Raw genomic sequence first — 12755 nt, 5'->3', positions numbered from 1 at the left:
TGATGATGTACGTTTATTTCAGCATATAGCAGCATTAATAATTTTAATGTTTCTTAAGAATGTGTTTCACCATAATCAACCTAAGAAAAGTAGAGTTTATTAATTCTCTCGTGAAAGCACTAATTGATTGACTTCCACTGATGAATATATAAGAACTAACAACAACTTATATGAAGGGTTTATTACGTAACTTCAAATATCTACTCTCAAATTTTTTATTTCTATTATCTAAAGAGAACGCTAACTTGAACGACTCTAGAGCCTGCAACTCATTACCCTCTTCTACTTGCATATTACCTCTAGCATAATAAGCTTTAGCATAGTTTGGAAATTTTTGAATCAAAGTATCTAAAATATGTAGACTAGTATTTTTATCACCTAGCATTCTAATAGCATGTGAATACTTAAATAAATAGTCTGCATTATTGGGAGCTACTATGGCGGCACTTGCCAGATAATTCGTTGCTAACTGATACTCTTCCTTCTGAAAATAACTGTCTCCAATTATATACAACGCACTTTCGAAAGCGGGAAACCTAGTGAGTATTCTTTTGGCATAAAAGATGGCCTTTTCAAAATTGGCAGAACCAAAATTCTGATATGCTTCAGCAAGATCGGCAAATAACTCATCATCGTATAGATTGAAATTTCCTAAGTTCGAAAACAGCTCCTTTTGAACCATACCCGTAGAGACAAAATTCATCAACAATGTGTATAGCTTACTAGAACGTGAAATCACAGAAGGTACGTAATGATCCGTTCCTAATAATGAGTAAACTTTAACGTTTTCAAAACCCCTTATATAACCTGCATTAATCAGGTCTTTAGGTGTAGATTCACCGATTATCATATGTATCGTTCTATCAAAATTGGCTATTTTTTCTAATAGAAAATTTTTCTTTACTATATCCTGCTCCAAGTTTTGAATGCTTCTAGAATACGGCTCTCCCAATATAATCTCAGCTGGAAATGATAGTATATTGGCATCTAATTCTATCCCATAGTGAATGGATGCATGACCACCCATGCTAGTTCCAACAGTGTACACCTCTTTCACCTCTAAATGATTTATCCATTTTTTGAGACATATTATTGTCTGATCCAAACTTACTCCTAAGCTTGGAATACCATTTAGATACCATTGATTAGAAGGATCGTTTACAAAAATGACATTCTCATCAATTTCTCTGCCTAGTTGCCAAAAATTAAATTGATTTTCTTTCATATTAATTGCAGCAAAGAAAATAACTAACTTTGACGAACTTGGTCTGACAAATATAGAATGATTATCACCTTTCAAAGGTGTTGGAAATTCACTATTACTCATCGTTCAACAGCTTATCGAGTATTCTTTCATAGCCATGCTCATCAATAATAGTCTTTAGATTTTGTCTATGTGATTCAATTAAGCTAGGCTCACTCAAGAAACTTCTTAGATCCTCTGCAAACTTAGCATCATCAAGTTCATTAAAGTTTGAAACATATGTCATACCGCCCAACTTATCCCAACCTATACATTGATTTGTTTGGTTATCAGCAATAGGTATCAATAGTGCCGGAATACCTAGATAGGCAGCTTCAAATATAGTAGTTCCACCACCTAAGACTGCAAAACTACAGGTAGACATTATTTCTGCCATATTTTCAGGACTGATCATAAGCTCAATATCTTTAGAGCCCTTTGAGTTTATCCAATTAGATATGTCTCCAATATTTTCATTCTTATCACTAACTACTATAGTTAATTTCCAATTATTGTCTGCAATAATTTGATAGAAGTTTTTTAAAATATAGAGAATTGCACCTCTATCACTACCGCCACCAAAAGTCATCAAGATTCTTTTTTGCTTATGGCATTCTTTGAGCTCATCATTAAAGAATATTGGTCGCAGTATGCAATATTTAGGACCTAATAAAAACTCTACATCATTATATAAAACATCTTTTTTATAAAATTCCGCTCTTTCATGTGGACTACCGTTTACTACCAGATTAGCCGCAAAATTTTGCTTTTTACTAGCATCATATTGCTGAACGATCCTTACATTTTCTTCGCGCAATCTTTTCTGATGTTCTCCATCAGATCGATAATCATCGATAATAATATGCCTTGAATTGTATTTTTTCAAAACACTAAGATGAAAGTCAGCTTCACTTTCAGAGCTTAACCAATTCTCTCTGGGAATCCATTCGAAAAAATTGGTTTTGTCAGTTTTATCTTTTAAGCTAAAAGGTGGGCCAATCATAATCACGCCATATCCTCTTTTGCATAGCTCCGTAGCAAGCACTCTACATCTAACCAAATGGCCAAATCCAACGTTAGTACTTGCTGAACATCTTATAACGACTATATCCAATTTATAATCCTATTCAATAATTTCTAATGCAAGCTTTCTTACATTCTGATCGCCCTTAGTCAAATAACGATTTACATCCTTATTAAACCAATATGGAGGATATAGCACTTTATTGGTGACAGGTCTTGAATGGTATCTATAGTCTGTCGTGAACAAACTACTCCCCATATAGAAAAGCCATAATGCTGATTTGTATCTCAACTCATCGTCACATTCAAGTTCGACTTCACCTTTTAACATTTGTTCGAAATGCAATCTATCGTTTGGCGAAGGGTGCCCGACCGGGTAATCGACCGTTCCGAAATGTCCACATAGAATAGCGGGTATATCCATTACACCTAGCTCAATACTAGAAGTACCGTTATAAACGATTGCAAAGTCTATCAAATCTTTCAAGTCATGCATTTTGAACCAATTATGATCTAGAAATATTATATTCGGGTTTTCTTCCTGAATAATATCTCTAAATACGGCATTCCCAAATGTTGAAATTTGCTGATTTAATTCATGTGGATGAGGCTTGATAAGTAGTAATGTATCTGTACCATTAACCGTTTCAATAGAATGATTGATCCAGTCCTTCATGTCTGAATGTGCAGCACCTCCATCAAATGGAACTCCTGAATCATAGACAACCTTGCCAAATGCACAAACTACTTTTTTGCCAGCTGCTCTCCAACTATTAATGTATTGAATAGCAGCTCTCTTCTCAACAGAATCGTCATCATAAGAGACGGATCTCTTTACATTTGTAACGCCACTTACCGTTTCTAAAATCTCTTCAGCACGATATTTGTTTTCTTGGTAAAAAACCTCAAACTCCTCTGGTAATGGGAAGCTAGCAGACCGTGTATGAGGGTACTTCGTCATATTTCTAACAACACACTTAGAAGATATATTAGTAGAGAAGTTAGAAAAGTAATTTTGATATCCATTTGCAGAATGTATGCAAAAGAAATCTTTAGGATCTCCATATTCTTCGCAATAAAAACGATAGAGCGCATCTGGTAATCTTGCATTAAACTGTACGATAAAACCGATTCTTAATCCAATATCGTCTTTTAGCTTATGAATATTGTCTAAAACAGTCGCTGCCGACTTTGTTGTAGTATAAATATTTTCTAAGTAATGGTTTAATGCCGGGCAAGTGTAATCTACGTCATAGATACGTTTGTTGATAGCTGACTCTTCCCACAAAACATGAGATAGATCAATATCTTTCCACTGCATTTTACCTTGACTCAAACTGATATCGAATTCTGTATCAAGTTCAAGCTTAGAGTCCCTCTTTATTTCTCGATTCATCGTTATGACATCAATGAACTCATTGATATATACATTGTTCGTTTTTTCTGTCGGCAAAAGACCTTCTGATAAAGGTATGACGGCCCAACCCAATCTTTTAAGCTCCATGAGAAGAACGATAGGCGTTTTTCTCAACTGCTCTATAGATCTTGGAGTAATAAAAATTACTCCCTGTGGATTTTTGGGCTGTGGAATACTTTGATACAGTACGGCTGTATCCTTTAAAAATTTAAGCTCGCCTGACCTTTTGACCAATGACCAACTAGTATACGGACATAAATTATGGCTCCGAGATAAGAGAGAAATGTGAACTCCTCTAGTTATATCTTCTGCTTCTTCAAACTTTTTAAGTCTATGAAGAATTTTTACATAAGAAAGAGCACTCTTTGACTCCTTTACTTTTCTTGGCTGCTTCGAAAAGAATTCATAAGCTAATTGATACTCTTCTGCTAATATAGCCCAATCCAGAAAATGCTGAATATCTGATGCATGCTGAGGTTTTTTATCATTTAAATTCAGTATTTTTTTAGATATTTCATAATTGTCTTTACCATCTTCCATAAGTGCAAAGGCGGCAGTCCATACTGTTGACTGACCTGCATCTGACATTGCGATTTGAATAATTGCCTCTTTAGCCGGTCTATATATAGCATCCTGCCCCAAAGACCTTCCTACATTCATTATTGTTCTTAGAGTTTTTACATTTTTCAAGGTTCTGTCTAGCAAAGATTGATTAACAAACTCGTTAATTTCATCCTCTAATGAAACATATAAAGCTATCGCCAACTCATAGTTTTGATGATAGCTAGGAAGACGCCTAATACCTTCTCGTCTAGAAGCATAAATAACTTTGAGCTTTTTATCTAAAGTCTTTGCTTTATCAAATGCTAATTGACATATATTCAAATAATCATGATGAAGCTTACCCTGCAAATATGGCTCAGCATAAAATAGAATAAGATCAGAGGTCAACTCAGGATCTTCTAAGTCATGATCAGATAACAAGAACTCTAACTCATCGTAATTTTTGTTCTTTAAATTATCACCATCTGCCCACTTCATATTTTCTCTTGCTACAAGATCGAGAACTCTCCAAACCTTTAGCAAGGCCACTAATTGTTTATCTCTGACCTTAATATTTTTAGCTTTATTTAACTTGAGCTCGACAACCTTACTTGAAATTAAATCAGATGCTTCTTCAAATCTCTCTTGCTTAGCTAGAGAGATAACTGACAAATATATCAGTAGAATACTATCAGGGTTATTGCCTATCAGTCTTTCGGCAACTGCGCCTAAGTCTTTTAGGCCTTCTTCTGAGTTCAATAGCTTTTCAAGATGCAAACCATATTTTCTTTGAGAAGTAACCCGTAGCTGCTCATTACTTACCAACTCTTGCAATGTTTCTTCTATATCATGACTAGGACTTTGATTCACTTTAGTGATTAAGAAATCTTTGGCCTTGAAAAACTCTAATTCTTTAGCTTTTAAGAACTCTTTTGCTTTCGAGAACTCTTTAGAATCTAAGAGTTCTTTTACTTTTGCAAACTCCTTCTTCTCTAAAAAATTATTCGTCTCCAAGATTTCTTTCGCCTTAGAAAACTCTTTAGATTTTAAAAGACTTTTTTTTGCTTTTTTGAGCCAGTAATGAGCCATAATCAATTCTCTAATTTATTCCAATCTAACGGTGTGCCTATACTCATATCTGATGCAGCCCTTTTACCAATTACTTCATCAAAATATTTCGGTGCTAAACCATGTCCCGGTCTTATTCTTCTAATATTTTCACTTGTAATCAATTCACCAGCTTTGATATCACTAACAACATAAATAGATCTTCTATTTTTTCTTGCTAGTGTATCAGCATCACTTACTCCGTAAGATACACAACCCATAGCCTCAGCAGCAGTTTTGCATTCAGTCACAAGCTGTTTAAACTGGCTCGGTGTCAAAGAGAATGCTGCATCGATGCTACCCTCATCATCTTCTAGCTTAAAATGTTTTTCAATAACAGTTGCACCTAGCGTTGTAGCAGCTATTGCAGCACCTATGCCTAGCGTGTGGTCAGACAAACCCACCTGACAACCAAACAACTCTCTCATATGAGGAATGGTTCTTAAATTTGCTTCTGATGCAGGAGCTGGATAACTACTAGTACACTGTAAAAGCGTCAGCTGAGAGCAGCCATTTTTTAGAGCTGTATTCACAGCCAGGTCGATTTCAGAAATAGATGCCATTCCAGTAGAGATAATCATTGGTTTCTTTGTTTGAGCAACATATCTAATCAAAGGAATATCAACACATTCAAAAGAAGCAATTTTATAAGCTGGAACCTCTAACGACTCTAGAAGGTCTACTGCCTCTTCATCGAAAGGAGTGCTAAAACATAAAACATTTTTTTCACGTGCTCTATCAAATATAGCCTTGTGCCACTCATACTTTGTTTGGGCTTCTTCGTATAAGTCGTAAAGTCTTCTGCCATACCATAATGACTTTTTGTTAGTCACTTTGAAATGGTCGTGATCTAAATTTAAGGTCATCGATTCTGGTGTAAAGGTCTGCAACTTTAGAGCGTCTACACCTGTTTGTGAAGCGTGATCGACAATCTTTAGTGCTTGTTCTAATGAGGCTCCGTGGTTCCCTGACATTTCTGCAATGATAAACGGAGTTGGATCATTTGCTTTAGCATCACCTTTATATAGAACTTCCTTCAATGTATTCATTTCAACTCCTTATTTGCATTATAAGTATTTCTCATATCAACTAAAGCCTCTTTTAAATTAAACTTAGGTGTCCAATTTAATTGATTCTCTATTTTCTGAGTTGATAGAAAATTATCTACGTTTCTAATTTTTATATTTGAGATGATTTCAATGTTATCAGTATTATCAAAAACTTCATTAACTGTTTCTGCCATTTCTAAAATAGAGTATGCTTTACCACCGCCAACATTAAAAGTACCTGCTACTTCTTTAGTAATGGATAAGATTATTGCTTCAACAACATCCTTAACATACACCTCATCCAAATAAAACTCGTTATCTTGGGCGGTAAGCTTTTCTTTGTTTCTAGCTAACTTTACAAACCTCATTAAGACTGGAGAGTCCTTTTCTCCTACACCAAAACACTGAGACAGTCTAAAAATAGTACTTTTGACATTGTTTTTTTGACAGTAATAGGTGACTAGCTGCTCCCCCATTAACTTTGACAATCCATATATAGTATTGGGATGTGTAACCGCATCTTCTAAATATGGCGTTCTATCCATTTCGGAATATATTCCAATGGTAGAAGTCAGAACAATTTGCCTGATTTTTGCATCACATGCTGCTAAAAGCAAGTTTTCGGTCATCTTTATATTGGAATCAATAAAGCCACTTAGCTTAGGTTTTTCTTCACTTCTAGTTAATCTTTGACCAGCTAAGTGAACCAACACATCACCTTCTCGAAAAATATTTTCTAGACTATTTAGCTCATAGTCTGTCTGAACAAAACTTACGCTTTGATTCTCACCATTTTTTTCGTTACTTCTCGTTAAGCAGATAATTTCAAAATTCTGCTGAGCGGACTCAACTAAATGCCTACCAATAAAACCTGTCGCACCTGTGACTATGAGTCTCATTCATCTTCCCACTTATCTTTTGGAAATTCAGCAACGTAGTAACCTACTACTTCTTTTTTGCCATTGATGATATTAATCGCTTCTCCATTAGAGTATCTATATTCATGATATAGAGCATCTACTGGAATAGGGAAACGTTCTTCTTCAAATGTTTGACTCGGTTGTGAATGTTGAAAAATCAATTCGTAGTATTTATTATCTTTCAATTGCACACGCTGCATACTTTGATGCTTATTTAATAACACCTCAATTGTTTCAACTAGAAAGCTCCTATTTGTGGCATGCTGAATAAGTCTCCACATGTGACAGCCATCCAATCTCGGAGCGATTTCGATAATTTTGACTCCGTTCGTAGTCGCTTTCATTTGAAAATATAAAGGTCCGTTTTCAATTTCTAATGCTTTTACTACATTAGAAACCAATTCAACAGCTTCTTTCTTAGTATCTTCGTCAATGTTTACACAAGGAATTAGATGTCCTATTGGTATACCAAAATATTCATCGTTATAAGTTAAACGTTCAGATAGTATGTCAAATACAATTTGGCCTTCTGAAACTAGCACATTACACGATATCTCCACTCCATCTAGAAAGTCTTCAATCACTGCAGTGTTGTTTGACGAAAATTGTTTAGCATTTATAACTGAGTTCTTTAGCTCATAAGCATTGTTAACTTTTTTTACACCTCGCTGACCTTGTGCATTAGATGGCTTTACGATACATGGGAACGTATTCCATTTGTTACTTTCATCAATGTCATCAACTTCTACATAGTTAACAATACTAAGCTCAATGTTATTCAAAAAACTTCTTAAATCTTGCTTATTATCAAGTAATCGGATTAGCTCTTCTGAATAAAAAGTAGGCAAGTTGAGTTTGCTAGACACCTGTACTACTGATTTAATCGCTGTATCTGATGATACTGAATATACTAAGTTAACATTATTATCTACTGCTATCTTTGATACTGCTTCAATATCACGAATGTCAACTTCATAGAATTTGTCTGTGTATTTAACGCCAACTTCATCAGATCTATTTGAACAACCAATAACATACCAACCCAACTCTTTCATTGTTTTGATTAAATCAAGTTGCCCTGAGTTTGTACCCAGAATTAATATTGTATTATTCATTATTTGTCCTATCTATTGATTAGCTGATACATATATTCGGCTCTTTCCCAATCTTCTAATGTATCAATATCTTGTACGAAATGTCTTGGTATAACTATCCCGGCACTATCAGAGCCAAACATGTTTTTTGTAGAGGTGGTTTTTAGATTTCTCCAGTAGAACTGACCTGCATCTTGATAAGCCTCTTCCAAATCTTGGCTACGACTACTGAAGTTTTCTGGCCAAAACATTTCGCATCGATCATCATGCCCTAACTTGAAAGTTCTTTGTATAGGAAATGGCATCGTTGTACAGCTAAATACATTTACTACATTAGAATTCTGTAGCTTGTTATGACCTTCGACAAGATATTTTTTTTGAAGAAGTGGCGCTGTAGCATAAATAGTACAAAGATAGTCATAGTCATCATCAGTTTCTTTTAAATACTCTAGAAAATGATTAATTACATCCTTCGTTGTTGCAAAGTCATTACTGATGTATTCAGGCCTCAAGAAAGGAACTTCGGCACCATATTTTTCAGCTACAGTTGCAATTTCTTGGTCGTCTGTTGATACAACTACCTTATCAAAGCAACCACTTTCTAGGGCTGATTCGATAGAATAGGCAATAATTGGCTTTCCACAAAAGTTCTTTATATTTTTTCTAGGAATACGCTTACTTCCACCACGAGCAGGAATCAAAGCTACACTACTCATATTAGAATACTCCTTAGCGTTTTTACTACATACTCCTGCTCTTGTTCTGAAAGTTCAGGATACATAGGCAAGCTAATTGCCTGTGCATAGTATAACTCTGCTTCAGGAAAGTCCCCTAACGTAAACCCTAAGTTTTGTTGATAGTAAGGTTGGAGGTGTACAGGGATATAATGAAGATTGACACCAATATTCGCAGCCCGTAAATCATCAAATATTTCTTTTTGGGTTCTTTGCACCTGTTTAGTTTCAATACGTATCACGTAAAGGTGTAGTCCTGAATATCCATCTGAATGTTGATAAGGAGTTATTACAGGTAGATCAGCCAATAAGCTGTCGTATGTTTTAGCAAGTTGGTGGCGTCTATCAGTAATAGTATTAAGACGTTTAATTTGAGAAACACCTAACGCAGCCTGCATTTCAGTCATTCGATAATTAAAACCAAGCGTAATTTGTTGATAGTACCAAGAGCCATCTGGCTCATGAGTCATTAGATCAGAATCACGAGTAATACCATGACTACGTAACAACTCCATCTCTTGTGCTAGCTTTTTGCTTTTCGTGGTCGCTACGCCGCCTTCAGCAGTCGTAATTATTTTCACTGGATGAAAGCTAAAAATTGTAATATCCGAATATTGGCAGTTACCTATTGGCTGGTTTTTATAATTACCACCTATAGCATGTGAAGCATCTTCGATAATATAAAAGCCATACTTTTTAGAAAGTTGATATATCCTCTCCATATCACAAGGTTGACCACATAAATGCACAGGAATCACTACCTTCGGTAATTTACCTTGCTCTTTAGCAGCTTTAAGCTTATGTTCTAGAGACTGAGTAGATAAATTATAGGTCCTTGGATCAATATCTACGAAATCAACTGTAGCACCACAATACAAAGCACAGTTTGCAGATGCTACAAATGTAATAGGTGTCGTCCAAACAATGTCACCTTTGCCCACATCCAAAGCCAAACACGCAACGTGGAGGGCTGAAGTAGCACTGTTCATTGCCAGAGCATATTCAACATTACAATGTTTTTTGATTGTATCTTCGAACTCTGGCACTTTAGGGCCTTGCGTTAAATAATCAGACTTGAGGACATTGACGACTGCGTCAATGTCCTCCTCTGTAATATTTTGGCGACCGTAGGGAATAAAATTCATTAGATTTTACCAATATTATCTTTGTTTTCTTGTATCCAAGATTCGAGCTCTTCTCTTGGCATCCATTCAGTATTATTATCACTTGAATAAACAAAACCTTCTGGAACTAATTTACCATCTTTCACTCTTTCAGGTGAATGACCCCAGTTGTTAATAGTAGGTAAGATTTTGAAGTGTTCAGGGTACTCATAAGTATAATAAGAATCTTCAGCACCAATCATTTGCTCATGTAGTTTCTCACCAGGTCTAATACCAACTACCTTAGTGGTAGCTTCTGGCGCCACAGCTTTTGCTACATCCATAATATTCATTGATGGAATTTTTTTAACGTAAATCTCACCACCTTCCATATCTTCAAAAGCATGCCATACAAGCTCAACGCCTTCTTCCAAGGTAATCATAAAACGTGTCATACGATCATCAGTAATAGGTAGCTCACCTCTTTCTTTAATTGATAAAAAGAAAGGGATTACTGATCCACGTGATCCCATCACATTACCATATCTTACGACAGAAAATTTGGTCACATGCTGTCCACTATAAGCATTTCCTGCTACAAATAATTTATCAGAAGTGAGTTTAGTAGCACCGTATAGATTTATAGGACTACTTGCTTTATCGGTTGATAACGCAACTACACCCTTAACACCTTTATCTATGCATGCGTCAATTAGGTTCATTGCCCCATGTACATTTGTTTTTACACATTCAAAAGGATTGTATTCTGCTGTTGGAACAATTTTAGTAGCAGCAGCATGCACGACATAATCAACTCCATCTAAAGCACGATATAGCCTTTCTTTATCTCTTACATCGCCAATAAAAAAGCGCACACGTGGGTCATCTTGAAACAATTTAGCCATTTCCCATTGTTTCATTTCATCCCTTGAAAAAATGATGATTTTTTTAGGATTATATTTTTCAAGGGTCATAGGTATAAATTTATGTCCGAACGAACCTGTACCACCTGTCACCAAAATCGTTGAATTACTTAACATTTCTTCTTAACCTCAGATATTTGTATATGTCTAAATGGAAATCACCTATGTTAATTAGGTGATTGTGCTTTTAAATAATTGTTTACTCTCATATTATAACTGACTCGTAATTTAATTTTCAGCTAAAGTTATGGAAAACTCCTTATTTTTATATTTTTACTCTAGAAAAAAATGTCACTCAACTGCAAAAAATAGAAAAAATCTACTCATAACCATTCGGGTTCATGCTCTGCCAATGCCATGTATCTTGACACATATCAATAATCGATAATTCAGCTTGCCACCCTAACAACGTTTTCGCTTTATCGGCACGGGCATAACAACTCGCGATATCACCTGCTCGACGATCTATAAACTGATAAGGAATAGTCTGGCCAGATACGTCAGAAAATACAGATACCAATTCTAATACAGACGCACCTTTGCCAGTACCTAAGTTAATAGGTAAAAAGCCTACTGAATATTGTTGTGTCGTACCACTTTCGTTTAGTCTAATTTGTTTCTCTAAATAATTTAGCGCAGCCACATGACCTTGAGCCAAATCAGTAACATGAATAAAGTCACGGACACCTGTTCCATCGACAGTAGGATAGTCATTGCCAAAGATACTAGACCTCTTGCAAAAGTCATAGTCTAAGCTCGGAATTAATGATACCAGCAAATAGCTTCATTCTAAGATCGTAGCGCTGACGACGGTTGCGATATTTATGAGCCACGATTTTAAACAACTTGATTAAGCCTATTTTGTGCTCAACCACAATACGGAACTTTGCCAGATATTGATTGGCCTGTTTGCATATCTCCAATAACTGACCACCACGAGGTTTCTTAAATGGTGTGAAAGTTTGGTTATGTAGCTTTGCTAACCCTTGATAACCACTGTCTGCTAGATAGTTAGTATTCTCAGGTAACCAATCAGGACAAGTATCTTTATACAGCTTAAAATCGTGGATTGACCCTTTACAGGTTTGCACATCAAGTATCAAACCAGTTTGCCAATGAACGATAACCTGCGCTTTTAAGGTATGTTGTTTCTTCTTGCCACTATAGTAGTCTCTCTGGTTTTTTTTGGACGCTCAATAGGGGTTTCGGTGGCATCGACAATGACGACTGACCAATTGATGTCCTCATCGACACGACTAGGCAGCTTTTTGGGCAATTCAAACTTACCAAAGTCAATCAGTGTGTCTTCTACTTTACGAATGATACGGCTAGCAGAAGACTCATGAATACCAAAGTCCATACTGATATGATAAAGCGTGCGGTATTCACGCCAATAAGTCAGGGCTAGTAGTATCTGCTCCTTAAGACTGAGCACACTTGGTCTACCTGATTTGGTCTTAGATGCTTCATGCTTTTGCATGGCCTCAAGCATGTCATAAAAGGTGGCTTTATGAATGCCAGTGTAGCGTTTAAAACCAGCGTCACTTTGTTTGAGTAGCTTATCTATGTTTGGCATATCTATTAAGTAAGTAGAGTTCA

10 protein-coding genes and 2 pseudogenes are annotated in these 12755 nt (G+C 35.8%); all 12 read right to left on the bottom strand.

The window, feature by feature from the left end:
* Nucleotides 1–166: 166 nt before the first annotated feature.
* Complete coding sequence (locus ACS8FA_RS15715; RefSeq protein ID WP_439267370.1) at nt 167–1327, bottom strand: tetratricopeptide repeat protein; 1161 nt, start codon at nt 1325–1327, stop codon at nt 167–169.
* Nucleotides 1320–2246: a hypothetical protein gene (locus tag ACS8FA_RS15710; RefSeq protein WP_439267368.1), complete on the bottom strand. Its 927-nt coding sequence runs from the start codon at nt 2244–2246 to the stop codon at nt 1320–1322. Before ACS8FA_RS15710 ends, ACS8FA_RS15715 begins: the two co-directional genes overlap by 8 nt.
* Nucleotides 2247–2366: 120 nt before the next feature.
* Entirely contained in the window at nt 2367–5315 is a 2949-nt protein-coding gene (locus ACS8FA_RS15705; RefSeq protein WP_439267367.1) for a hypothetical protein, read from the bottom strand.
* Between the two features lie 2 nt (nt 5316–5317).
* Nucleotides 5318–6382 carry a pseudaminic acid synthase gene (gene pseI, locus ACS8FA_RS15700; RefSeq protein WP_102078637.1) on the bottom strand — a complete coding sequence of 355 codons (1065 nt, stop codon included), beginning with the start codon at nt 6380–6382 and terminating at the stop codon, nt 5318–5320.
* Nucleotides 6379–7281: an NAD-dependent epimerase/dehydratase family protein gene (locus ACS8FA_RS15695; protein ID WP_439267365.1), complete on the bottom strand. Its 903-nt coding sequence runs from the start codon at nt 7279–7281 to the stop codon at nt 6379–6381. The genes pseI and ACS8FA_RS15695 overlap by 4 nt, the downstream gene beginning before the upstream one ends.
* Complete coding sequence (locus ACS8FA_RS15690; RefSeq protein WP_439267363.1) at nt 7278–8417, bottom strand: ATP-grasp domain-containing protein; 1140 nt, start codon at nt 8415–8417, stop codon at nt 7278–7280. The genes ACS8FA_RS15695 and ACS8FA_RS15690 overlap by 4 nt, the downstream gene beginning before the upstream one ends.
* A gap of 8 nt (nt 8418–8425) precedes the next feature.
* On the bottom strand, nt 8426–9112 hold the full coding sequence (gene pseF, locus ACS8FA_RS15685) for a pseudaminic acid cytidylyltransferase (RefSeq protein ID WP_102078640.1): 687 nt from the start codon (nt 9110–9112) through the stop codon (nt 8426–8428).
* Entirely contained in the window at nt 9109–10275 is a 1167-nt protein-coding gene (gene pseC, locus ACS8FA_RS15680) for a UDP-4-amino-4,6-dideoxy-N-acetyl-beta-L-altrosamine transaminase (RefSeq protein WP_371548000.1), read from the bottom strand. The genes pseF and pseC overlap by 4 nt, the downstream gene beginning before the upstream one ends.
* Entirely contained in the window at nt 10275–11273 is a 999-nt protein-coding gene (gene pseB / locus ACS8FA_RS15675; RefSeq protein WP_102078642.1) for a UDP-N-acetylglucosamine 4,6-dehydratase (inverting), read from the bottom strand. Before pseB ends, pseC begins: the two co-directional genes overlap by 1 nt.
* A gap of 202 nt (nt 11274–11475) precedes the next feature.
* Nucleotides 11476–11892, bottom strand: a pseudogene (locus ACS8FA_RS15670) (GDP-mannose 4,6-dehydratase); the annotation flags it as partial.
* 7 nt (nt 11893–11899) lie between these two features.
* A pseudogene (locus tag ACS8FA_RS15665) lies at nt 11900–12283 on the bottom strand (transposase family protein); the annotation flags it as partial.
* A gap of 8 nt (nt 12284–12291) precedes the next feature.
* Nucleotides 12292–12732 carry a transposase family protein gene (locus ACS8FA_RS15660; RefSeq protein WP_522901981.1) on the bottom strand — a complete coding sequence of 147 codons (441 nt, stop codon included), beginning with the start codon at nt 12730–12732 and terminating at the stop codon, nt 12292–12294.
* Nucleotides 12733–12755: the final 23 nt, after the last annotated feature.

The organism is Psychrobacter sp. 1Y1 (genome assembly GCF_051847395.2).
Lineage (GTDB): Bacteria > Pseudomonadota > Gammaproteobacteria > Pseudomonadales > Moraxellaceae > Psychrobacter.
This window is presented reverse-complemented; position numbering and strand designations above follow the sequence as displayed.